General features: G+C 69.9%; 23 protein-coding genes. 21 read left to right on the forward strand and 2 right to left on the reverse strand.

Annotated elements, in window-relative coordinates; all coding sequences use genetic code 11:
- The first annotated feature begins 206 nt into the window (after positions 1–206).
- The 8 genes from QQG74_RS13515 to eda are packed head-to-tail and all read left to right on the forward strand — an operon-like array spanning position 207 to position 8,673.
- Entirely contained in the window at positions 207–1,025 is an 819-nt protein-coding gene (locus QQG74_RS13515; RefSeq protein ID WP_341720624.1) for a DeoR/GlpR family DNA-binding transcription regulator, read from the forward strand.
- On the forward strand, positions 1,022–2,089 hold the full coding sequence (locus QQG74_RS13520; RefSeq protein ID WP_341720625.1) for a sugar ABC transporter substrate-binding protein: 1,068 nt from the start codon (positions 1,022–1,024) through the stop codon (positions 2,087–2,089). The genes QQG74_RS13515 and QQG74_RS13520 overlap by 4 nt, the downstream gene beginning before the upstream one ends.
- A gap of 13 nt (positions 2,090–2,102) precedes the next feature.
- Positions 2,103–3,659: a sugar ABC transporter ATP-binding protein gene (locus QQG74_RS13525; protein WP_341720626.1), complete on the forward strand. Its 1,557-nt coding sequence runs from the start codon at positions 2,103–2,105 to the stop codon at positions 3,657–3,659.
- Complete coding sequence (locus QQG74_RS13530) at positions 3,656–4,690, forward strand: ABC transporter permease (protein WP_341720627.1); 1,035 nt, start codon at positions 3,656–3,658, stop codon at positions 4,688–4,690. Before QQG74_RS13525 ends, QQG74_RS13530 begins: the two co-directional genes overlap by 4 nt.
- A 56-nt stretch (positions 4,691–4,746) precedes the next feature.
- Positions 4,747–5,733, forward strand: coding sequence for a sugar phosphate isomerase/epimerase family protein (locus tag QQG74_RS13535; protein WP_341720628.1), 987 nt, complete (start codon positions 4,747–4,749; stop codon positions 5,731–5,733).
- A 3-nt stretch (positions 5,734–5,736) separates the two neighbouring features.
- Positions 5,737–6,717 carry a hexose kinase gene (locus tag QQG74_RS13540; protein WP_341720629.1) on the forward strand — a complete coding sequence of 327 codons (981 nt, stop codon included), beginning with the start codon at positions 5,737–5,739 and terminating at the stop codon, positions 6,715–6,717.
- The gene (locus QQG74_RS13545; RefSeq protein WP_341720630.1) at positions 6,714–8,060 is read left to right on the forward strand and encodes an FGGY family carbohydrate kinase; all 1,347 of its coding nucleotides are present in this window, start codon (positions 6,714–6,716) and stop codon (positions 8,058–8,060) included. Before QQG74_RS13540 ends, QQG74_RS13545 begins: the two co-directional genes overlap by 4 nt.
- Positions 8,047–8,673, forward strand: coding sequence for a bifunctional 4-hydroxy-2-oxoglutarate aldolase/2-dehydro-3-deoxy-phosphogluconate aldolase (gene eda / locus QQG74_RS13550; protein WP_341720631.1), 627 nt, complete (start codon positions 8,047–8,049; stop codon positions 8,671–8,673). The genes QQG74_RS13545 and eda overlap by 14 nt, the downstream gene beginning before the upstream one ends.
- A 107-nt stretch (positions 8,674–8,780) precedes the next feature.
- Here the strand turns inward: eda and QQG74_RS13555 are convergent, their stop codons facing one another.
- Positions 8,781–9,317 (reverse strand): helix-turn-helix domain-containing protein, encoded by a 537-nt coding sequence (locus QQG74_RS13555; RefSeq protein ID WP_341720632.1) that lies wholly within the window; start codon positions 9,315–9,317, stop codon positions 8,781–8,783.
- Positions 9,318–9,403: 86 nt separating this feature from the next.
- On the opposite strand from QQG74_RS13555, the gene QQG74_RS13560 reads away from it, so the two are divergent.
- From QQG74_RS13560 to QQG74_RS13575, 4 genes are all read left to right on the forward strand, one after another.
- Positions 9,404–10,294: an NmrA/HSCARG family protein gene (locus QQG74_RS13560; protein WP_341720633.1), complete on the forward strand. Its 891-nt coding sequence runs from the start codon at positions 9,404–9,406 to the stop codon at positions 10,292–10,294.
- A 355-nt stretch (positions 10,295–10,649) separates the two neighbouring features.
- Positions 10,650–11,267, forward strand: coding sequence for a hypothetical protein (locus QQG74_RS13565; protein ID WP_341720634.1), 618 nt, complete (start codon positions 10,650–10,652; stop codon positions 11,265–11,267).
- 10 nt (positions 11,268–11,277) lie between these two features.
- Positions 11,278–11,595, forward strand: coding sequence for a hypothetical protein (locus QQG74_RS13570; protein WP_341720635.1), 318 nt, complete (start codon positions 11,278–11,280; stop codon positions 11,593–11,595).
- Positions 11,596–11,614: 19 nt separating this feature from the next.
- Positions 11,615–12,364: a hypothetical protein gene (locus tag QQG74_RS13575; protein WP_341720636.1), complete on the forward strand. Its 750-nt coding sequence runs from the start codon at positions 11,615–11,617 to the stop codon at positions 12,362–12,364.
- Positions 12,365–12,459: 95 nt separating this feature from the next.
- Here the strand turns inward: QQG74_RS13575 and QQG74_RS13580 are convergent, their stop codons facing one another.
- Positions 12,460–13,089, reverse strand: a complete 630-nt coding sequence (locus QQG74_RS13580) for a hypothetical protein (protein ID WP_341720637.1) — start codon at positions 13,087–13,089, stop codon at positions 12,460–12,462.
- A gap of 63 nt (positions 13,090–13,152) precedes the next feature.
- Between QQG74_RS13580 and QQG74_RS13585 the strand changes: the two genes are divergently transcribed.
- The 9 genes from QQG74_RS13585 (at position 13,153) to QQG74_RS13625 (ending at position 22,224) form a co-directional block, all read left to right on the forward strand.
- A complete protein-coding gene (locus tag QQG74_RS13585) occupies positions 13,153–13,410 on the forward strand; it encodes a transcriptional regulator (protein ID WP_341720638.1) in 258 nt (85 codons plus the stop codon).
- 239 nt (positions 13,411–13,649) lie between these two features.
- Positions 13,650–14,402, forward strand: a complete 753-nt coding sequence (locus QQG74_RS13590) for an IclR family transcriptional regulator (protein ID WP_341720639.1) — start codon at positions 13,650–13,652, stop codon at positions 14,400–14,402.
- Between the two features lie 49 nt (positions 14,403–14,451).
- Positions 14,452–15,444 carry an NAD-dependent epimerase/dehydratase family protein gene (locus QQG74_RS13595; RefSeq protein ID WP_341721229.1) on the forward strand — a complete coding sequence of 331 codons (993 nt, stop codon included), beginning with the start codon at positions 14,452–14,454 and terminating at the stop codon, positions 15,442–15,444.
- A 15-nt stretch (positions 15,445–15,459) separates the two neighbouring features.
- Positions 15,460–16,467, forward strand: coding sequence for an amidohydrolase family protein (locus tag QQG74_RS13600; protein WP_341720640.1), 1,008 nt, complete (start codon positions 15,460–15,462; stop codon positions 16,465–16,467).
- Positions 16,464–16,811, forward strand: coding sequence for a NifU family protein (locus QQG74_RS13605; protein ID WP_341720641.1), 348 nt, complete (start codon positions 16,464–16,466; stop codon positions 16,809–16,811). The genes QQG74_RS13600 and QQG74_RS13605 overlap by 4 nt, the downstream gene beginning before the upstream one ends.
- Before the next feature lie 20 nt (positions 16,812–16,831).
- The gene (locus QQG74_RS13610) at positions 16,832–17,860 is read left to right on the forward strand and encodes a sugar ABC transporter substrate-binding protein (RefSeq protein ID WP_341720642.1); all 1,029 of its coding nucleotides are present in this window, start codon (positions 16,832–16,834) and stop codon (positions 17,858–17,860) included.
- A gap of 108 nt (positions 17,861–17,968) precedes the next feature.
- On the forward strand, positions 17,969–19,519 hold the full coding sequence (locus QQG74_RS13615) for a sugar ABC transporter ATP-binding protein (RefSeq protein ID WP_341720643.1): 1,551 nt from the start codon (positions 17,969–17,971) through the stop codon (positions 19,517–19,519).
- Positions 19,520–19,532: 13 nt separating this feature from the next.
- The gene (locus QQG74_RS13620) at positions 19,533–20,534 is read left to right on the forward strand and encodes an ABC transporter permease (RefSeq protein WP_341720644.1); all 1,002 of its coding nucleotides are present in this window, start codon (positions 19,533–19,535) and stop codon (positions 20,532–20,534) included.
- Positions 20,524–22,224, forward strand: coding sequence for a CocE/NonD family hydrolase (locus tag QQG74_RS13625; RefSeq protein WP_341720645.1), 1,701 nt, complete (start codon positions 20,524–20,526; stop codon positions 22,222–22,224). Before QQG74_RS13620 ends, QQG74_RS13625 begins: the two co-directional genes overlap by 11 nt.
- Positions 22,225–22,269 lie beyond the last annotated feature (45 nt).

Consider the following 22,269-nt stretch of genomic DNA (forward strand, 5'->3'; position numbering starts at 1 on the left):
CGGCACCTACCGGGAATAAGGATTAAATGCCCTAAAACGGAGTAGCTCAGCTACCTATCAAGGGTCGCTCACGGGAATCCGTTGGAAACTTCCCGTTGACATTGTGCGGCCCGGATGTAGTGTTGCTCCCCAAAGCTGGGTGTGCTGATCACCAGAACGCACAGCGGATGTGGGAATCCACCGCGCTCGCCGGAAGGAGGCGTCGCATGGACCTTGCTAACCGACGCCTTGAGATCGCGGAACTGGTGCGCGCCACCGGTCGGGTCGACGCTGCCGCGCTGTCCGCGCGCTTCGCGGTCAACGCCGAAACCATCCGGCGTGACCTGCGGGCGCTGGAGAGCGCCGGTGAGCTGCGCCGGATCCACGGCGGCGCGGTCGCGCACGGCACCCTCGCCGTCGAGGACCGGGTCTCCGGCCGGCTCTCCCAGCGCCGCCCGGAGAAGCGGGCCATCGCCCGAGCGGCGCTGGCCGAGATCCCGCCGTTCGGTGCCGTCTTCATCGAGGCCGGCTCCACCACCGGTCACCTTGCCGGCCTGATCCCGGACCGGGGAGACCTGCTGATCGTCACGAACGCCCTGCAGATCGCCCTCGAACTCACCGACCGATCACGCTCCACCGTGATGACCATCGGCGGCCGGGTCCGCCCGGCCAGCTACGCCGAGGTCGACGCCTGGGCGCTGGCCCGCCTCGCCGACCTGCGCTTCGACGTCGCCTTCGTCGGCACCAACGCCATCGACCCCGGCTGGGGGCTCTCCACGCCGGACCCGGCCGAGGCGGCAGTCAAAGCGGCGGTGCTCGCCTCCGCGCAGAAGGCGGTGCTGATGGTCGATCACACCAAATTCGGCCTCCGGGCCGCCTGCCGATACGGCGCGGTCGACGACGTCGACCTCGTCGTCACCGACTCCGGCGTCGACGACGCAAGCCTGGCTGAACTGCGTACCCGTGGGGTCGCCGTCCGCCTCGCCGAGCCGCCCGCCGCCGACACCCGCACCACCCCCCGCTCCACCCCTCAGGAGGAACTGTGAAACACCGGACCCGTAGCAGAATGCTCGGCCGTAGCGTCGCTGCCCTGCTCGCTGTCACCCTCGCCACCGCGGCCTGCGGCGGTGGCGGTGACGACGCCGCCAGCGGCGAGCCGACCGACCCGATCGAGGGCCGCCCGGTCCCGACCGACCAGGCACCGGACGAGGAGGTCCGGATCGCGATGATCGGTTTCGCCAACAACCCGTACTGGGTCTCGGTCAAGAGCGGCGCCGACTACGCCAACCGGGTGCTTGCCGACCGCAAGGGCAAGGTCGACTGGATCGTCGCCGGCGACAACATCGACGTGCAGACCGTCTCCAGCGCCATCCGCGCTGCCGACGCGCAGGGCTACGACGGCGTGGGCTTCTTCATCGCCGGCGAGGGCAACTGCACCGACGTCAAGGCCCTGTCGGACAAGGGCATCCAGATGGGTGCCTACAACACGCTCTTCGAGTGCGTGGAGAGCTCCGGCGGCACCGTCGTCTACGCCCAGGAGCAGTACAAGGCCGGACAGCTCGCCGCCCAGGAAATGATCAAGGCGGCTGACGGCAAGGCCGGCAAGGTCGGCATCATCGTCAGCCAGTTCACCGCGCCCGGCTCCGAGCAGCGCCGGCAGGGCTTCGTCGACGGCCTCCAGGGCTCCTCGCTGACCCCGGTCAACCAGGGTGTCGAGGCCCGCGACTCCGCGTCGAACACCTTCGCCGCCGCGCAGAACTACCTCCAGTCCAACCCTGACCTGGTCGGCATCTACGCCACCGCCGGTGGTCCGTTCGGTGCGGCCCAGGCCGTCGCCGCAGCCAACAAGCAGGACACCGTCAAGGTCATCGGCTTCGACATCACCACGGAGAACATCGAGGCCATCAAGAACGGCTCGATGTACGGCGTGATCGGCCAGGACGCCTTCGGGCAGGGCTACAACGTGGCGATCCAGCTCTACAACGCCGCGGTGACCGGCGACAAGCCGAGCCCGGTGCTCCAGGAGGCCACCGCGCCGTTCGTGACCAACGAGAACCTCGCCGAGCACGACCCGGCGGGACTGCCCGTCGGTGCCCCCGGCGCCTCCTGATCGGGATTCCCTCATGACATCCACGTCCCCCGTGGGCGACGTCCGGTCGGCGGCCCTGGTGGCCGCCGGCCTGACGAAGTCCTTCGGTCCGGTCCGGGCACTACGCGACGTGTCGCTGGAGTTCCCGGCCGGCCAGGTGACCGGACTGCTCGGCGAGAACGGCGCCGGGAAGTCCACCCTGATCCGGCTCTGTAGCGGGCAGATGCAACCGGACAGCGGTCGACTCCTCCTCGACGGCCGGGAAGTCTCCTTCGGCTCGCCGTTGGAGGCGATCGGCGCCGGTGTCGTGGTGGTGAACCAGGAACCGCTGTTGATCGGCGAGCTGACCGTCGCCGACAACCTGTTCCTCTACGACCTCGGTGAGCGGCCCGCCTACCGCATCGCCCAGCGGGGACGCAACGTGCAGCGGGCCCGGGAACTGCTGGCCCGGCTCGGGATGGCCGACTACCTGCCCGACCCGTCGACCATCTGCCGGGACCTCTCGGCCGCCTCCCGGCAGATGGTCGACATCGTCCGGGCGCTGTCCCGGCAGCCGAAGGTGCTCTTCCTGGACGAGCCGAACTCCAGCCTCACCCATGAGGAGTCCGAGCGGCTGTTCGCGGTGATGGGTCGGCTGCGCGACGAGGGCGTGGCGGTGGTGCTGATCAGCCACCGACTCGCCGAGGTCTACTCGATCGTCGACAACGTGGTCGTGCTCCGCGACGGCACCTTCGTCGCGGCCGGCCCGCCCGCCGAGATCGACCAGCAGCGGGCGGTGGCCCTGATGGCCGGCGAACGCAAGAGCAAGGTCGTTTCCGAGGTGGTCGCCGACCGTGCCCCGGCACCCCGGCAGGCCGAGGTCGCCCTCGAACTGACCGGCCTGACCGGTGAGGGCTTCACCGACATCGGCTTCGCCGTCCGCAAGGGCGAGATCGTCGGGATGGCCGGGCTGGTGGGCGCGGGGCGTACCGAGATCGCCGAGGCGGTGATCGGGCTGCGTTCGATCAGCCGGGGCCAGATCACCCTCGGCGGTCGCCGGGTGTACATCGGCAACCCGGGCCGGGCCCAGCGCCTCGGCGTCGCCTACGTTGCCGAGGAACGACGCACCGAGGTCTTCCACGCCCAGGACGTCGGCTACAACCTCACCGTCCGGATCATGTCCAGCCTGGGTCGCCTCGGCTGGGTCTCCGCCCGCCGGGCCGGTGCCCGGGCCCGTGAACTGGCCCAGCGCTTCGGGGTCAAGGCCGCCTCCACCGAAGCGCCGATCACCTCCCTGTCCGGCGGCAACCAGCAGAAGGTGCTGCTGGCCCGGGCGCTGGCCGCCCGGCCCAGAGTCCTGATCCTCGACGAGCCGACCCGGGGCGTCGACGTCGGCACCAAGGCCGAGATCTACGCCACCCTCCGGGCCCTGGCGCACGACGAGGGCCTCGCCGTCTGGTTCATCTCCTCCGAGTTGGAGGAGGTCGTCGAGCTGGCCGACCGGGTCGTCGTGATCCGCAACGGTCGGTTGACCCTGGACGCCCCGAACACCGCCGGACCCACCCCTATCGTCGCCGCCGCCATGGGCGCTACCGAAGGAACAACAACATGATGGCCACAGTCGCACAGCGGCCGGAGCGCTCCTGGAAGGACGGCGCTCTGTCCCTGGTCAAACGGCAGGAAACCGGGCTGCTCGGCGTCATCATCGTGCTCGCCCTGCTGGTCAGCCTCGCCAACGAGAACTTCCTGCGCAAGGACAACCTCTACAACGTCCTGCAGACCGTCGTCGTGGTCGGCATCATCGCCGTCGGCCAGACCTTCGTACTCATCTCCAAGGAGATCGACCTCTCGGTCGGCTCGGTGCTGGCGCTCTCCGCGGTCAGCGCCGGCACGGCCTACGGCAACGGGGTCAACCCGTGGCTGGCGATGGTCATCGGCATCGGTGTGGGCGCGCTCTGCGGTTTCGCGGTCGGCAGCGTCGTCGTTCTCGGCCGGGTGAGTTCGTTCATCGTCACCCTCGGCATGCTCTCCATCGCACGAGGGCTCACCCAACTGCTCACCGGCGGGCTACCCCAGTCCATGCCGAGCGAGCTGTCCTTCATCGGGCAGGGCCGGGTCTTCGGCGGCATCCCGGTCAGCGTGATCATCTTCATGGTGCTTGTCGTGCTCGGTCAGCTCCTGCTCACCCGTACCGTCTTCGGCCTGCGGGTCACCGCGATCGGCGACAACGACGCCGCCGCGCGTACCGGCGGCATCCCGGTGGGCCGCACCCGGATCCTCACCTTCGTCCTGATCGGCACCCTGGCCGGCGTCGCCGGCATCGTCTTCGCCACCCAGGTCGGCGTGGCCGAGGCCCAGGCCGGCATGGGCTACGAACTGGACGTCATCGCCGCAGCGGTGATCGGCGGGGCCAGCCTCTCCGGTGGCCGGGGCTCGATCATCGGTGCCTTCCTCGGCGCCTGCCTGCTCGGCGTGCTGCGCAACGCGTTCATCCTGCTCGCCCTCTCGCCCTTCCTCCAGCAGCTCAGCATCGGTCTGGTCATCGTGCTGGCCGCCCTGTTCGACCAGTGGCGACAGGGCAACCTGCGGCACCTGAGCCCGGCCCGGCTGCGCCAGCGCCTCGTCGCCCGGCAGAAGGCCTGACCACCGGCCGCACCCCGCCCGGTATCCCACCTCATCGCCCCGTAAGGACCCACACCGTGAAACCACAGCCCTTCCGCCAGTACGACAAGCGTGTCGTCCGGGCCTTCGTCGAGGCCCGCCGGACGCACACCGCCACCGAGCCGCGCCTGAAGTTCGGCTGGAGCAACTGGGGCTTCGGCACCGAGGAACTGGCCGCGTCGGCGGCCCGACTGGAGCGCCACGGCGTGCGCTACATCGAGCTGCACGGCAACCTCTACTCGCCCGACCTCGGCTACCGCCCCGAGGAGACCCTTCGGGTGCTCGGCGACCACGGCATCACCGTCTCCGGCGTGTGCGGCATGGTGACCCCGGACCAGGAGTTCGCCCACAACCTGCCGCACGTACGGGCCAGGGCGATCGAGTACTTCCGCCGCCAGGCGCAGTTCACCCAGGCGGTCGGCGGCAGCTACCTGCTCTTCGGCGCCGCCTCGGTGGGTCGCCCCGGCGCGGTGGACTCCTTCGAGACGGCTCGTTCGGCCCAGACCATGCGGCTTGTCGCCGACGACTTCGCCGCCGCCGGGATCCGGGGCGCGGTGGAGCCGATCCGGCCCGAGGAGACAAGCATCGTGCACACCTTCGCCGAAGCGCTGCACCTGCTCGACCTGGTCGACCATCCGGCGATCGCGCACATCAACGGCGACCTCTACCACATGCTCAGCGGTGAACTGCACATCGGCGCCACCATCCTGGAGCACGGCCACCGGATGCTCAACCTGCACATGGCCGACACCAACCGGCGGGCCCTCGGGCACGGACTGCTCGACCTCGACGTGGTGATCATGGCCCTGTACGCCATCGGCTACCAGCGCGGCGACAACTACTGCTCGGCCGAGCCGCTCGGTGCCGGCGGCAACCCGTACGCGGCGATGAACCTGCCGCCGGAGCCGGAACGCCTCGACGAGCTGGTCGGCGTCACCGCCCGCACCTTCCGGGAACGGGAGGAAGAGGTGCTGGCCGCCAGCGACGAGGAGCTGTACGCGCTCTACCAGATCGACTCCGAGTAGCCCATGTCGTTCACCCTGCACGTGGTCTGCCCCAACCCGGCGCTGGACCGGCTCCAGGTGGTGGAGCACTTCCACCCCTTCGAGGTCAACCGGGTGATGGCGGTGCGTACCCTGCCCGGCGGGAAGGGCATGATCGTCGCTCGGGGTGCCCGCCGGCTCGGTGCCACGGTCACCGCGCACGGCTTCGTCGGCGGCGCCAGCGGCGAGGTGATCCGGCGGGGCTGCGCCGACCTCGGCGTCCGGGATCGACATGTCGAGATCACCGGCGAGACCCGGGTGACCCCGGTGGTGATCGAAAACAGCACCGGCCGTTCGACCGTGCTCAACGAACGCGGTCCGGAGGTCACCACGCCCGACACCGAGCAGCTGCTGGCCGGCCTGGCAACCGTCGTCGAGCCCGGTGACGTGGTGGTCAGCACCGGCAGCCTTCCGCCGGGCAGCGGTGCCGACCTGCACGCCCGGATCGCCCGGACGGCGCTGGCCAAGGGCGCGACGGTCCTGGTCGACGCGCACGGCGAGGCCCTGGCCCGGGTCCTGGCCGACCTGCGGGCCGAGCCAGCGACCGGGCGGTTCGTGGTCAAACCCAACGCCGACGAACTCGCCGGGGTGCTGGGGCATCCGCTGCCGGACCGCGCCGCCACCGGCGACGCGGTCCGGGCGCTGCACGCCGACACCGGCGCCACCCTGGTGGTGACCCTCGGCACCGACGGGGCGGTCTTTTTCGACGGCACGGTCGAGCTGGTGGCCGACACCCCGACGGTGGAGACGGTGAACGCCACCGGCTCCGGGGATTCGTTCCTAGCCGGCCTGGCGGTCGCCCTGGGCAGCGGCGAGCAGCCCGCCGCCGCGCTGACCCTGGCCGCCGCGATGGGTGCGGCGAACGCCGCCTCCCTCACCCCCGACATCGACCCTGAGCTGGTCACCCGGCTGCGGGAAGTGGTCACGGTCGAGCGGGTCGGTTCGGGGCCGGTGATGCCCCGGTGAGCCAGTTCATCGGCGTCGACATCGGCACCACCCGGACCAAGGTCGGCTGCTACGACACCGACACGGGCCGGCTGGTCGCCCTGCGGCACACCCCGACACCGACCGAGGCCGACCCGTGGGGTGGGCGACGGGACGCCGGGCAGGTCACCGGCACGGTCGACGCGCTGCTGCGCCAACTCCTGGCCGATCCCGCGGTGCGTCCCGCCGCGCTGGCGGGGGTGTCGGTCGGTTCGGTGGGCGAGGAGGTCGTACTCCTCTCCGGGGCCGGCCGGGTCACCGCGCCGGTGCTGGTGTGGCACGCCCGGCACGGCCGGTTGGCGCAGCAGACGGATCCGCTGGTCGGCCCGTGGGCGGGCATCGACGACACCTTCTCCGTCTGCAAGCTCCGCTGGTTGGCCCGGCACCTGCCGGAGACGGTCGCCGCCGCGCGGACCTTCACCTCGCTCGCCGACCATGTGGCCCGGGACCTGCTCGCGGACCCCGCCGCACCGGTCTTCCTCAACATCTCGCACGCATCCCGGACCGGGTTGCTGGACCTGCGGGCCGGCACCCTGCACGCCGGTGCCCTGCCTGAGTTGGGGCTGCCCGGCCTGGCCGCACCCGAGCTGGTCAGCAGCGCGACCGTGGTGGGGCGGACCTCGGGCGCCGGGGTGCTCCCCGCCGGGATCGCGGTGGTCACCGGCGGACACGACCACATGTGCGGCGCGTTCGGCAGCGGTGTGCGCCGCACCGGTGACGTCTACGTCTCGGCCGGCACCTCCGAGGCTCAGCTGCTGCTCCTGGAGCAGCTGCCGGAGAGCCTGGCCCCCGGTGTGGACGCGGGCGTGTTCGTCGCCGGTGGGCTGCGCTTCGTGCACCGGGCCACACCGTCGGGCCGGTACTACCGGGCCTGGCGGAACCTGCTCTACGCGGACGTCGACGACGCGACCATGTGGGACGAACTGGCCGGCGTCGCCGACGAGACCGGCCCGGCGGTGATCGACGCGGATCACCAGCGGGCCCAGCTCGCCGCGCTGCCCATGGAGATCACCCGGGCGCACGCCATGGCCAGTCTGCTCAAGGGCCTCGCGGTGGAGGCCGAGAAGACCACCGCCCGGTTGGGTCAGCTTGCCGGCACCGCGATCGCCGACGTCACCATCGGCGGCGTCGCTGCGGCCTGGCCGGCCTGGCGCCGGCTGCGGCAGGAGGCCACCAACCGTCGGCTGCGCTTCGTCGCCGAGCCGGAGCCGACCGTCCTCGGGGTGGCCGTCCTCGCGCAGCTCGGCACCACCGGCACCGCCGACCTGCCAGCCCACCTGATCACCGCCGACAACGAGGGGACGCTCGCAGATGAGCATCGCTGACCTGCTCGGCCGGCACCGGATCGTGCCGGTCGTGGTACTCGACGACGCCGCCCACGCCGAACCGCTCGCCGACGCGCTCGCCGGTGCCGGCCTGCCGGTCGCCGAGGTGACCTTCCGTACGCCGGCGGCGGCCGAGGCGATCGCCCGGATGGCCTCCCATGGCGCAGTGACGGTCGGCGCCGGCACGGTGACCACGGTCGCTCAGGTCGACGCGGCGGTCCGGGCCGGGGCCCGGTTCGTGGTCTCACCCGGATTCAGCGCGGCGGTGCTCCGCCGCTGCGCCGAGCACGGCGTCTTCGCCCTGCCCGGTGCGGTCACCGCCAGCGAGGTGATGGCCGCCCTGGACGAGGGCGTCAGGGTGGTGAAGTTCTTCCCCGCCGCCACCTCCGGTGGCCCCGCGGCGATCTCCGCGCTCGCCGCACCGTTCGGCCAGGTCCGGTTCGTGCCCACCGGGGGCATCGACGCGGCGTCGGCCGGCGACTACCTCGCCCTGCCGTCGGTGCTGGCCGTCGGGGGAAGCTGGATGGTTCCCCGGACCGCCGTCGCAGCCGGGGACTTCGCCCGGATCGCCGAGCTGACCGCCGCCACCGTGGCCGCCGTCGCCCGGCACTGACAATCCGACCCGGGGGAAGCCGCTTCGGCACCACGTCGGCGTTCCTGCGCTCACCCGACGTCACTGCTCGGCTGCCGGGACCGAGGGGTCGATCGGCGGGTCGACGGTCACCGCTGAGGCGGGCTGATTCCCGTCAAGGCAAGACGAACCAGCCGTTCCGCCTCGGCCGGGTTGGCTGATTCCGCGGTCAGTGCGATCGCGTTGACGAGGGTCACCAGGTCGGCCATCGCGACGTCGGAGCGGACGGAACCCTCGTCGGCGGCCCGGCGCCGAAGCGGTTCGCCCGCCGCCACCAGCATCGCGCAGCAGGACTCGTTCTCCTGCGGTGCCTTGAGCAGCGAGGTGACCAGGCCGCGGGTCGTGCTGCTGTACACCGCCAGCTCGCACAACCAGGTCGTCAGCGCCTGGCGGGCGTCCGGCCCGGCCAACAGCTCTCCGGCGCGGGCGCACAGTGCTTCGACCCGATCGTGAAAGACCGCCTCCATCAGCGCCCATCGGGACGGGAAGTGCCGGTGCAGGGTCGCCGAGCCCACGCCAGCGGCGCGGGCGATCTCCTCCAGCGAGGCGTACGCGCCGTCGCGGGCGACCGCCTCGCTGGCCGCCTTGACTATCAGGGTCCGGTTGCGTTGTGCGTCAGCTCTCATCGTCAGCCAGTTGGATAAATGGGGTGTCCCCCCATATCGTAGCCGGCAGAAAGTGGGGGACCACCCCACTTGTTCGAGGAGGAAACATGGCCGTCCTTGTCATCGGCGCTACCGGCAAGCAGGGCGGGGCGACCGCCCGGGCGCTGCTCAACCGGGGTGTCGGGGTACGCGCCCTGGTCCGCGACACCGGCACCGACGCCGCGCTGGCGCTGCGGGAGCGGGGAGCCGAACTGGTCCGGGGCGACCTGGACGACCCCGCCTCACTGCTCGCCGCAGCCACCGGAATGGACGGTGTCTTCTCCGTTCCGTTCCCCGACCTCGCCGACCTCGCGGGCGACGCCGAGCTACGCCGGGGCCGCAACGTCATCGAGGCCGTCCGCAAGGCCGGGGTGCCCCACCTGGTGCACAGCAGCGTCTCCGGTGCCGGCGACTTCCACCGCAACCAGCCCGGGTGGGCCGAGGGGCGCTGGGACCGACACTACTGGGAGAGCAAGGCCGGCATCGACGAACTGGTCCGCACCGCCGGCTTCGCGCACTGGACCATCCTCAAGCCCGCGACCTTCATGGAGAACCTGCTCGGCTGGTCCTACCTGTTCGGCGACTGGTCCAGCGGCACCTTCGTCACCGGCTTCGCGAAGGACACCCGGATCGCCTGGATCGCGGTCGACGACATCGGCGAAGCCGCCGCGACCGCCCTCACCAACCCGGGCAGACTCGACGGCATGGACGTGGAACTCGCCGGCGACCTGCGCACGATGACCGAAGTCGCCGCGATCCTCAGCGAGGTCACCGGCCGGACCATCACCGCTCCGATCCTCACTCTGCCGGAGGCGGTCGAACGCGGTGCGCCGCCGTTCATGGTCAACGCCGTCGAGCAGCTCAACGAGAATGGTTCCCCGGCGCGTCCAGAGATCCCCCATGCACTCGGCCTGCCCACCACCGACTTCCGCACCTGGGCCCGGCGAACGTTCGCCTGAGCCGCCAGCCGCCAGCCGCCAGCCGCTAGCCGCCACAGTTGCCCGGGCCGGCCGACCTGCGCCGGTCCGGGCAGGCCACCGGGTGGATGCTGGCCGCTGAGCCGCGCGGCACCGCCGCCACCACCCCGATCCGGTACGCGCGACCAGTCCATTTCGGATGCCGGTCAACCTCCGGCGCACCGGACCGGCCACCCGCGCGGGCACCTTTGTCGACTCCCGGCCAGGGGCCTCACCGGTCGCGCGTCTTGCGGTACGGTGACTTCGCTTTGCTGGCAGAGGCAATCGCCTACGCGATGTTCGATGTGACGGGGTCTGGGGACGGATGGAAGACGGCAGACGGAACGCACGCCTGTCCTTGGCCAGTCTCGATGTCCTCGGTCGCGACGAAGAGCTGAAGGCACAGGCCGAACAGGCGCTCCGCCGGGCGGAGACCGGTCGGCAGCCCGGCACCCATTCCGGCCAGGACCCCACGGGATCCGTCGTCGTGCTCGTCGACGGCGACGGTCGGGTTGAGCAGGTGACCGTCGCGCGAGAATGGCGCGCCCGGCTGGGGGTCAGTGGTGTCGCGGATGCCCTCTTCGCCGCGTACACGACGGCGGTGCAGGCGGTGGTCGAGGCGGCGGCGCTGGAGCAGTTGCGGTCCGCCTCCGGCGATCGCACGCACGTCGCACCGCAACCGGGCGGCGCGGGCGACGGTGACCTCGACGACGAGCTGTGGCTGCGCCAGACCTGGCAGGTGTTGCACCAGCTCGATGCCGACCTGGAACGGTTGGCCCGCCCGTTGCCGGTGGCGGCCGAGCAGGAAGTCACGAGCCCGTCCGGGTGCCTGACGCTTCGCCATCGTGGCGGCACCGTGACCGCCATCGTCGGCGACGTTCGTCGGATCGGCCAGCTCGATGCCGGTCAGCTCCGGCACGAAGCACATTCGCTGTTGCGGACGTACGCTCTGGTCCGTTCCCAGAATCGATCCTGAGGTGGTTGGCATGGAGGAAGTCACCGTCATCACCGAGGCCGTACGCGACGAAGGCGGCAAGTGGTTGAGATTGTCCGACCGGGTTGAGGCGGTCAAGACGGTGGCGGATCAGCTGCACCTCGACGCATCGGCGTTCTTCATCGGGGATGCGAACGTAGCCCTCCATTCTGCGGCGTACCGGGACTTCCACTCGTTCATGGTCGGCATCCTCGGTGGCGCGGTGACCGAGTTCGAGCAGATCGGTGCGGCGCTTCGGCAGATCGCCGACGAGTACGACCGCGCCGACGCGGTGATCTCCCTTGACCTCAACCAGATCTACACGGCCTGAGCGCGGAGGACGCGAGCACGTGCAACCAGGAATCAACCAACTCGAGTACGGCGAGCCGTTCAACAAGGCTTTCGACCAGATCCGCTCGGGCATCGACACCACTGTCGACACGTTCAACCAGCTGGTGGAGAAGGTGAACGGCTGGAAGTGGCTGCTGGGGCCGGCCGCACTGTGGTGGATCAAGAACAACCTGGACGACGTCCGGGGCGCGTTGAACAACGTTCTGGACCGGGTCGACCAGGCCCTGGAGCACCAACTTCCGGTGCTCTCGCTGATCAATATCAGTTTTCGCTGGGTCACCGATGTGAAGACCCCCGTCTCGGCGTTGTCGTTCGTGACCACCGAGCCGGACAACGAGAACCTCGCCAAGTGGAGCGGGGACGCGGCGAGCGCCTACCACGCCAAGGCGGGAAAGCAGCGAGCGGCGGTCGACGAGACCGTGGTCAAATCGGAGTTCATCAGCCAGTGGCTGTTCAAGATCGCCAAGGCGAACGTCGACTACGCGGTCGAACTGGCCAAGATCGTCACCGGGGTCACCGGCAAACTCGTACAGGCCGCCGCTGAGGCGACCACGGTGATCGACCTGCCCTGGGCCATCTCCACCCTCGCCAAGTCCATTGGCGACCTCGTCACCGCCGGGCTCAACACGCTGCTCACCATCGGACAGCGGTTCGTCGACGCGCTGGGCAACGTGCGGGACATCGCCACCCAGGTCGGGGACCACTCGAAACTGCCCGAAGGACAGTGGCCGCACGCCGTGCGGGGGTGAGGCGTCCGGCGCTCGCGCGGGGGTGAGTCGTCCGGCGGCCCAGCCGCCTCGTTGGCCGGCCGCCGCTTCTGCCGGGCAGGCGGGAAGTCCGTGGTTCAGGCCGTGGGCACCGCCGCCTGGGTCGCGGTGAGGATCTCCAGGGACATCGCGGCCAGCTTCGCCGTCGGCAGGTACGATTCGCCACCGACGGCGAGCCACACCTTCACCACCAGGTTGTCGGTGCGCGCATGCACCATGTACTCGGCGTACTTGAATCCCGGCGTGGACCGCTTGGTGAACGCCTCCGCCTCGTCACCCACACCGGCCACCGGGCCGGCCGGTGTCATGCCGGTCGCCTGCTGCGTGCCCTGGTAGAGCTGGCGGGCTTCGTCGACGGTGACGGGCGTCGACGCCTCGACCCGCAGGTTCGCCTGGTGGCCCGTCTCGGTGCGCATCTCGAACAGGCACGCCGCTGCGGGCCGTCCGGCCGGCGGCTTCGGGTCGGTCCGCGTCACCGTCAACGCCAGGTCCGCCAGAACCGCCAGGTCCGTACGCGCACACAGGTCCAACTCGGCGGCGGTGTAGGAACGGCCGACGGGGGAGGGGCTGGTGGTGCCCGGGACACCTGTCGACGTCTCAGCCGCAGTGGTGGGGGCGGCCAGGGGCGGGTCCGCGTCGCAGCCGCCGAGGGCGAGAAGAACGACTACCGCTGCGACCAGACCGCGACCATGCAACGAGTCAGGCACGACGTCGAAGGTACCCGCTTCCGGCGTCCGGGACCGTCCCGGCAACCGGGCTAAGGTGCCGGTGTGGCCAGCCGCGAGACACCCGAGCAGATCATGCGCACCCGTACGGTGACCGCCGAGGCGATCCTCGGCAACCGCGCGGATCTGCGCGGCTACCCCTATCGACTGCTCTGCGTAGTGGTCCAGCGCGGGATCGGCGGTGACCAGGTCACGCAGGCCGTTGCGGCTGCGGAGGTGCTGGAGGCGTACGGCTGGGAACTCGTCACCGTCTCCGAGTTCGCCAGCAGCAGGATCGTCTACGCCATCCTCCGCCGGCGATGACACCCGGCCCCGGACTCCTCCGCTCGGCGTAGCAGAGGCGGGAGACCGCCCGCAGTGCGCGGGCCGCCGCGTTCCAGAACCGCTCCGTCGGTGCGGTCGCGACACGTTAGCGCAGGTGAGGAGTCCGCCTCGGGCTTGAGTCGGAGTCGCACCTCAGGGCCGCACGCCCGGCCGAGAGGCAACAAATTCGATCACTGCGGGCCATTGACCCGGCAGACCCTCGACCCTAGTGTGTGCGCATGACAAACGCGGATCGCGAGGAGCAAACGCCGGCCGCCTTGGTGCGGCCGCCACGCCGGCTGTTGCAGTCCACGCTTCGCTGTCTCGACGTGCTCGACGCGCTGGCAGCGACCGACAAGCCGGTCGCGATCTCCGACCTCGCGCGTCGGCTGAACGTCCGGCGGGGCACGCTTCACCAGCAGTTGCGGACCCTGGTGTACGCGGGCTGGGCTCGGCAGACCCCGGATGCCCGCTACTACCTGTCGCTGCGCGCGGTCCACATCGGCAAGGTCGCGCTGGAGCAGGCTGGCCTTGCGGACCGGCTGTTGCCCCTGCTTGAGGAGTTGGCATTCCGCACCGGTGAGGCGCCGGCCATCGCGGTCCTGGACGTGGACAACGTCCTCATCGTGCAGCGCGTCGAGTCCCAGCAACTGGTTCGTGCGGACATCAAGGTGGGCACCCGCATGCCGTTGGTGGGATCAGCGGCCGGGATGGTCCTGCTGGCCTACGCCTCGCCGGACAAGCTCGCGCAGCTCGCCGAGCGCGGTGTGCGGATCCCGCCCGCCGATGTCCTGGCCGAGATCCGTGACCGTGGCTTCGCCGTCCAGCGTGACGGCTTCACCTCGGGACTGTCGGCAGCGGCGGTTCCGATCAACATGGGCGACGACGAGGAACTGCTCACCCTGTCCATGGCCGCACCCACCGAGCGCTTTGACGAAAAGCGCACCGTCGACCTGTTGCTCGACGCCGTCAAACGCTTCTACGCCGCCTGATTCGTCCAGCCTGCTCTCCGCGCCACCACACCCCTCTGGAGAGGTCGCCATGTCACGTCGACTCGCCATACTCGGAGGAGGCCGAATGATCGGACCTCCGCTCCTGGCCGCCGCAATCGAACGCGGCTGGAAAATTGCGCTGCTCAATCGCAACTCGCCTCCGCCGCCGTCGTTGCGTCACGCGATCGAACATGTTCAGGGCGACCGTTCCGACGAGGCCGTCGTCGGTCAACTCGCGGCGTTCGCTCCCGATGTCGTCATCGACCTGTCCTGCTACGAGCCCGAACACGTGGAGCTGTCGCTGGCGATGCTGGCTCCCGTTACCGACAGATACCTGCTGATGAGTAGCGGTGCCGTGTACGCACCCAGCGACCTGCTGCCCTGGAACGAGTCGTCGCCGGTCGGGCCCAACGAACTGTGGGGCAGCTACGGCGCGAAGAAACTCCAGAATGAGCGGATCGCCGCCGGCTTCGCGGCCACCACGACCGTGGTGGCGCTGCGGGCGCCGTACCTGGTCGGGCAGCCCGACTTCATGGGGCGGCTACAGTTCGTGGCCGACCGCATCGCGCACGACGGCATCGTCTACGTCACGGACAGCGGCAACGCTCCCGTCCACCTGGTGGCGCCTTCCGACGTGGCCGGCGCGCTGTTGCATCTGGCCGAGGCCGAGCCCGATTCGCCGGCACCCTCGGGGCTTTTCGCCTACAACATCGCCAACCGTCAGGCCGTCACGCTCGCTGGCCTCGTCCGGCTGCTGGCGGCGGCGATGGAACGTCCTGCACCGTCGGTGGTTCCCGTCCCACTGTCCACAGTCGGTCTTTCCGATCGACCGTTCTCCTGGACCGACATGGTCTTTCCCTTCGCGGACGAGCCGTTCCTGCTCGACGATGCCAAATTGCGCGCCAGTGGGTTCACCCCTGGCTATGACCTCGTCCGTCTCCTGTCCGACTTCGCCGACCGATACCAGGCCGCCGGTGGCCCGTTCGCACCCACCCGGTTCCCCGCTGAAAACGCCATCCGTCAACTGCCCAGCCACGCCTGAGGAGGCCGACCAGCAATGCTCAACGAATACTACATCTTCGATGCCGTCTGCCACGTCTACAACCTGGCCGATGACAATCTTTCCGACCACCGGACCGCCCACCTGGGGCGTAAGTCGATCACCGGTCTCGGTGACACCTGGCGGGCGCCGCAGAACCGCGACCTCTACCAGGATGGCTACGTCCGGAGTTTCACCACCGCCGACATGCACGAGATGATTTTCGAGCAGTCCGACACCGACATGGTGATGGCACAGGCGGTGCCGATCTTCGACTGGTTCCGCGACGGTTTCGCCCCGATCCAGGCCCAGTACGACTTCGCGGCCGCCTACCCGGACAAGGTGCTGTTCTGCGGTGGCGTCGACCCGGTCTACCACGGCGTCGACGGGGCGGTTCAGGAGATCCGCCGCCAGGCGAGTGAGATGGGCGCGCGTTCGTTCAAGTTCTACAACGCCCACCCCGGGGGCAAGAGCTGGCGCTGTGACGACAAGGAGATCGCGTACCCGATGTACGAGGCGATCCTCGACTCGGGGGTCAACGTCATCCAGTTCCACAAGGGTGTGCCGTTCGGGCCGATCTTCATCGAGGACTTCAAGCCGAACGATCTCCAGGGCGTCGCCTTCGACTTCCCGGACCTCAACATCGTCATCCACCACCTCGCCGAGCCGTACGTCGACGAGTGCATCTCGATCGCGGCCCGGTTCCCGAACGTCTACCTGGCGCTGTCCGGCACCGCCGGCAACTACCTGGTCGCTCCGCGCAAGTTCCAGCAGCAACTGGGCCAGCTGTTGCAGGAATGCGGCTCGGAGAAGCTGCTCTGGGGCTCGGAGGCCGCGCTCTACGGTCCGCCGCAGCCGTACCTCGACGCGCTGCTCGACCTCCAGATCCCGGAGGACCTCCAGGACGGCTGGGGCTACCCGGCCCTGACCGACGAGGACCGACACAACATTCTGGGCCGCAACTTCGCCCGACTGATGGGCGTCGACCTCGCCACCGCCCCGCGCAACGAGATCCACCGGCCATGAGCGACGCGCCAGCGGTCCGCGAGACATCGGAATCGAAGCTGCGCAGCACCGTCCTGGCACAGCTCGACTCGAAGATTCGGCCGCTGCTGCGACTGCACGGCGGTGACTGCGAGCTGGTCGGGATCGACGGTGGAACCGTACAGATTCGTTTCCTGATGGCATGCAGCGCGTGCAAGCTGCGGTCTCTGACGCTGTTGGCAGCGGTACGGCCACGGTTGCTCGCCATCGACGGCGTCACCGACATCAAGGCGATCGGGGTCGGTGTCTCCGCAGCCGCCACTCGGCGTGCCGACGCTGCCCTGCTGGGCCGGTCCCCGCGCGCACTTCACGTACTCGACCAATAGCCTTGAAGGAGACCCCTCAGATGAAGAAACCGTTTCGGCAATTGGTAGCTGTGTTCGGTGCGGTGTCGTTGCTCGCGGTGACCGCATGCAGCCGGGACACGGTCGACAGCCCCGGCGCCTCCGATGGCGCCAAAGAGATCGTCATTGGTCAGGTCAGCGGCTCGGCCGCCAACCCGGCCGTACAGGTCATGAACGACGCGATGACAGCCCGGGCCGAGGAGGCCGGCGTCAAGCTCCTGGTGGAGACCTCCGAGAACGTCGAGGAGCAGATCACCAAGGCGGAGGCGATGATCGCGCAGGGTGTGACCTACCTCGGGCTGCACCCCTGGGACGGCGCCGCCGTCACCCCGCTGATCAGGAGCGCGAGCCAACGAGGCGTCAAGGTCGTCATCCTGATCGACGGCGTCCCCGGAGTGGTGGAGGACGGCACCGCGCTGACCTTCATCTCCGGCAACGAACTCGCCGCCGCAGAGGAGATCGGCAAGGCTGTCGCGCAGCGGTACCCCGGCCCGACCGCAGGCGCGATCATCACCGGCACTCCGGGCAACCTGTCCGCGGACAACCGGACCAACGGCTTCAAGAACGGCATCAAGGATTCCCAGATCACCGTGGCGGCAGAGGCCACCGCGAACTGGGCCCGGGACCAGGCGCTGCGGGTGGCCGGCGACATGCTCACCGCCAACCCCGAGCTGCGCTTCATCTTCGCCAACAACGACGAGATGGCCTTCGGTGCCCGTGCGGCGATCATGGAGGCGGGCAAGAGTGACACCGTCGCCACGATCGGGTGGAACGGCACCTGCGCCGGCCTCGCCGCGTTGCTGAAGGGTGAATTCCTGTACGAGGCCGTGTTGCCCTTCGACGAGTTCGGCGCGGGTCTGATCGATGCGGCAGTCGACGACGCCGCCGGGCGGCCGGTCGAGAAATCGATCACGCCAGAGGTACCCATCCTCGACACCGAGCAGGCCAAGGCGATTCTCGACGGCAGCGCGCCCGGCTCGGACGCGTTGAAGGCCGCCCTCAAGGCGGCCAGCGAGAACGCGTGTAACTAGAGGTCGACGCGGCTGCTCGGCCCGCTGGGCAGCCGCGTCCGCCGCAGCCCTCGGCGTCCGTCCGGCCCTCGGCGCCGCAATTTGGCTAGGGACTAACAGGAGTACGCGATGAGTGTTCTACGCGCCGAAAACGTATCCAAGTCATTCTCGGGCGTGCAGGTGCTGCACGAGGTAAACCTGTCACTCGAGGCCGGTAAGGTGGTCGGACTGGTCGGTGAGAACGGCGCCGGAAAGAGCACTCTCATCAAGATCCTGTCCGGCCTCTACCGGCCGGACTCCGGTCGGTTGCTGCTGGACGGCGAGCCGATAGCAGACCACTGGAGCCACTCCGCCGCCCGCGCCGCCGGCATCTCCGTCATCCACCAGGAGTTGCTGCTGGTGCCGGAGCTCTCCGTTGCCGCGAACATCATGCTCGGCGATCCCGCACTGACGCCCCGTCGGGCCGGGCGGCTGCTGGGCGTCCGTGACGACCGCGCAAGCGAGCGGCGTGCCGAGGAACTGCTGGCCCAGATCGGCATCACCAACCTTGACGTCCGCCGGCCCGTCCGCGGCCTGCGGCCCAGCGACGCGCAGATGGTGCTGATCGCCCGCTCACTGCGCAACCGCGGCAAGGTGCTCATCCTGGACGAGCCGACCGCCGCGCTCGCCCCGGACGAGCGGACCGAGCTGTTCGCGCTGATCCGCCGGCTGCTGGCCGCCGGGACCGGCATCCTGCTGGTCTCGCACCACCTCAAGGAGGTCGAGGACCTCTCCGACGAGGTGACCGTGCTGCGTAACGGACGGGTGGTCGAGACCCTGTCGGGCGATGAGATCACCGTTCCCCGGATGGTGCACGCCATGCTCGACCGTGCCCTCGACGACCAGTTTCCCGAGGTGGAGCATCAGCCGAGCGACGAGGTTGTGCTCCAGGTCGACGGATTGACCCGGGAGCCCGTGCTCCGCGGCGTCGCCCTGACCGCGCGGCGCGGCGAGATCCTCGGCATCACCGGCCTGCTGGGTGCGGGGAAGACCGAGTTCGCTCGGGCCCTCGTCGGCCTCGACCCGGCCGACGGAGTGGTTCGAGTCGAGGGCAAGGACCTGGTCAAGCGTTCGCCGGGAGGTGCCATCCGCGACGGCGTTCTGCTGGTACCGGAGGAGCGCAAGGCGCAGGCCGTCTTCGCCGACCTGTCCGTCTACCGCAACGGCGTGGTGTCCAGGGTGGCCAAGGGTGCCCGCGCCCTCGGACCGAACGTGCTCTTTCCCGGCAGCGCGCCGCTGCGGAAGACCTTCCGCCGGCTGGTCGACACGCTCGGGGTGCGGTTCGCGACCGATCAGCAGCCGCTCAGCGGGCTCTCCGGTGGCAACCAGCAGAAGCTGGTCATCGGCCGTGCGCTGGCGTGTGACCCACGGGTGCTGATCCTTGACGAACCGACCCGGGGCGTGGACGTCGGAAGCAAGCGCGACATCTACAAGATCATTGCCGAGCAGGCGGCTGCCGGGCTCGCGGTGCTGCTGATCTCGTCGGACACGCGCGAGGTGCTCGGCCTCGCGCACCGGATTTTGGTGTTCCGAGACGGGGCCGTGGCCGCTGAGGTACTTCCCGATTCCGTGACCAATGAGGAGCTCACAGTGCTGCTCAGCCCCCATGCCTCGGTGGAGACCGAGGCTCGTTCCGCCTGAGGAGTGGACAGAGATGACCGCTATGATCAAGACCCCTGATCTGAGGCGCGCGGACGCCAGCGGCACGCGGACCGGCTCCCTGCTGCGGCGGCACGCGGAGACGCTTCGGCTACTGATACCGGTGGCCGCGCTCTGGGTCGTACTGTCGATCCTGACGCCGACGTTCCTCACCGCGCTCAACGTCACAAACATTCTGGTGAACGCGGTTCCCCTGGCGCTGGCCGCCGCCGGCCTCACCCTGGTGATCATTGCCGGTGATCTGGACCTGAGCGTCGGCTCGACCATTGCCCTGGTCAGCACCGCCTCGGCGACCCTCATGGTCACCTTCCACATTCCGTGGCCGCTGGCGCTGCTGGCCGGACTTGTGCTGGGGGCCGCGGTAGGTGCCTTCAACGGCCTGGTCTCCACCCGGCTGAACGTACCGTCCTTCATCTGCACGCTCGCGATGATGAGCGCCGTCCGCGGTCTGGCCCTGGTGATCAGTGACGGACGGGCCGTCACCGGTCTCCCCACGGGAGTGACCGACCTCGCCGCGACGCGGTTCATCGGCATACCCCTCGTGCTCTGGGTGCCGATCATCGTCATTCCGGCGCTGGGGCTGTTCCTGTCGCGCACCAGCGCCGGACTCAACATCTACGCGGTCGGCGGCAACCGCGAGGCCGCGCGGATCGCCGGCGTGCCGGTCCGGCGTACCCGCCTGCTCGTCCTCACCATCAGCGGCCTGATGGCCGGCTTCGCCGGGATCGTCAGCACCGCCCGGCTGGGGGTCGGCTCGCCGATCGTCGCGGAGGACCTCATCCTGGACGCCATCGCGGCCGTGGTCATCGGCGGCACGAGTCTGTTCGGCGGCATCGGTCGGATGGGCGGCACCGTCCTCGGCGTGCTCCTCATCGCGACCATCCGCAATGGGCTCGTCCTGATGAACGTCTCCGCGTTCTACCAGCGGATCGCCATCGGCGTGGTGATCCTGCTCGCGGCCATCGTCGACGGCCTCGGACGCAAGAATGACGACTAGCTCCGCCGACCCGCGAAGACGGCGGCTGTGCACCGGCCGCCTCGGCGCCCGCGACAACAGCATCACCCTTGACGCGGATGTACGGGTGCATCGGCGCGACGGCACCGCCCTGTCCGCCGACGTGTACCGCCCCAGCGGCCCGGGCAGACACCCGGTGCTGGTGATGCGTACGCCGTACGACAAGCGCGTGGCACAGTCCTACTGGTACGCCCCGCCGACCTGGTACGCCGCCCAGGGCTTCGCGGTCGTCGTCGAGGACGTGCGCGGCCGGCACCGCTCCGACGGGGAGTTCGTCCCGCTGGACAACGAGCGCGACGACGGGGTCGATCTGGTGCGCTGGGTGGTGGACCAGCCGTGGTCCGACGGATGGGTGGGGATGTATGGCTACTCCTACGGCGGGTTGCTCCAACTGCTGACGGCCGGCGCCGACGGGGAGGTGCCGATCGCGGCAGTCGTTCCCGCGCTGGCGCCACCGGGGCTCGGCGAGGGCTGCCTCCGAACGGGGGGCGTTGCAGCCGCCTCGTTCACCACGACCTGGGCCGTGCAACTCGACGCGCTGCGGATCAGCCGGGCCCTGCGTGAACCGTCGGCCGACCGGTTGACGGCACAGTCACTGCGCTGGTTGGTGCAGAACGTGCCCCTCGATCGGCTGCTCGACGGCGCCACCTCGGCATCCGCCGCCGGCTGGTTGCGCGAGTGGCTGACCGTCGGCTCGGACTCGGAGTACTGGCGACGGCCGTCGCACCGGGTCGCGTACGGCAACATCAAGGCGCCGGTACTGCACGTCGGCGGCCTCTACGACACCTTCCGGACCGGCACCTTCGGCCACTACACGAGCCTGGCCGAAGCGCGTCCGGACCACTCGGCGAACCGGTTGTTCGTCGGGCCGTGGACGCACCACCCGCTCCGCGCATCTGCCCCCGGTCTGTCCGCCGGCACGCCGCCAAGCATCGACGACGTACAGCTCGAATTCTTCCGGACCGTGCGGGAAGGTGGCGTGCCCGCCCGGCCGGCCGTCTCGGTCACGATCCTCAACAGCGGCGACACCTGGACGGCCCAGTCCTGGCCGCCCGCCGACGGCGTGCGACACCGGTGGCACCTGAGCAGCGGCGGCCGGGCCAACACCGCGACCGGCGACGGCATCCTGACCGAAGACCCGCCGCCGCCCGCACCCCCCGACCACCTCGTCTACGACCACGGCGATCCGGTTCCCGCAGCCGGCGGCGACGACTGCGGCGACCCGCTGCTCGCGGGCATGGGCGCGGCTGACCAGTGCGCTCCGGAACGCCGCAACGACGTACTCGTCTACACCTCGCGACCGGCCGCGGCGGAGCGCACATTCGTCGGCGAGGCGAACGTGGAGTTCTTCGCGGTGACCGACACCCGGCACAGCCAATGGCTGGTTCGGCTGTGTCTGGTGAACCAGGCCGGCCGCAGCGTCAACCTGGTCGAGCAGGTGACGCGGCACCGGGGCGAGCGGCCTGGTGAGCCGACCCGCGTCGCCATCGCGTTGGGACCGGCCGGGTTCCGGATCCATCCCGGTGAACGGCTGCGGCTGCACGTGACGCAGGGGGCAAGCCCCCGCTGGTCTCCCTTACGCGACCGGGACGGCCGCCCCGCCGTCACCCGGTCGCTCGTGCTGCACGACCCGGATCATCCGTCCGCGCTCGAACTGACTCGCGTGCCCTGAGGGCCACGCGCACCCACCCCATCGGACCACCGTCACCCAAGGAGG

This window comes from Micromonospora sp. FIMYZ51 (genome assembly GCF_038246755.1).
In the GTDB taxonomy this organism is placed as follows: Bacteria; Actinomycetota; Actinomycetes; order Mycobacteriales; family Micromonosporaceae; genus Micromonospora.

Coding starts and splice junctions, on each gene's coding strand:
- QQG74_RS13595 (WP_341721229.1), top strand. CDS start 14,452: ATGTCACGTCGACTCGCCATACTCGGAGGAGGCCGAATGATCGGACCT.
- QQG74_RS13530 (WP_341720627.1), top strand. CDS start 3,656: ATGATGGCCACAGTCGCACAGCGGCCGGAGCGCTCCTGGAAGGACGGC.
- QQG74_RS13540 (WP_341720629.1), top strand. CDS start 5,737: ATGTCGTTCACCCTGCACGTGGTCTGCCCCAACCCGGCGCTGGACCGG.
- QQG74_RS13620 (WP_341720644.1), top strand. CDS start 19,533: ATGACCGCTATGATCAAGACCCCTGATCTGAGGCGCGCGGACGCCAGC.
- QQG74_RS13600 (WP_341720640.1), top strand. CDS start 15,460: ATGCTCAACGAATACTACATCTTCGATGCCGTCTGCCACGTCTACAAC.
- QQG74_RS13560 (WP_341720633.1), top strand. CDS start 9,404: ATGGCCGTCCTTGTCATCGGCGCTACCGGCAAGCAGGGCGGGGCGACC.
- QQG74_RS13625 (WP_341720645.1), top strand. CDS start 20,524: ATGACGACTAGCTCCGCCGACCCGCGAAGACGGCGGCTGTGCACCGGC.
- QQG74_RS13555 (WP_341720632.1), bottom strand. CDS start 9,317: ATGAGAGCTGACGCACAACGCAACCGGACCCTGATAGTCAAGGCGGCC.
- QQG74_RS13570 (WP_341720635.1), top strand. CDS start 11,278: ATGGAGGAAGTCACCGTCATCACCGAGGCCGTACGCGACGAAGGCGGC.
- QQG74_RS13590 (WP_341720639.1), top strand. CDS start 13,650: ATGACAAACGCGGATCGCGAGGAGCAAACGCCGGCCGCCTTGGTGCGG.
- eda (WP_341720631.1), top strand. CDS start 8,047: ATGAGCATCGCTGACCTGCTCGGCCGGCACCGGATCGTGCCGGTCGTG.
- QQG74_RS13610 (WP_341720642.1), top strand. CDS start 16,832: ATGAAGAAACCGTTTCGGCAATTGGTAGCTGTGTTCGGTGCGGTGTCG.
- QQG74_RS13615 (WP_341720643.1), top strand. CDS start 17,969: ATGAGTGTTCTACGCGCCGAAAACGTATCCAAGTCATTCTCGGGCGTG.
- QQG74_RS13515 (WP_341720624.1), top strand. CDS start 207: ATGGACCTTGCTAACCGACGCCTTGAGATCGCGGAACTGGTGCGCGCC.
- QQG74_RS13525 (WP_341720626.1), top strand. CDS start 2,103: ATGACATCCACGTCCCCCGTGGGCGACGTCCGGTCGGCGGCCCTGGTG.
- QQG74_RS13605 (WP_341720641.1), top strand. CDS start 16,464: ATGAGCGACGCGCCAGCGGTCCGCGAGACATCGGAATCGAAGCTGCGC.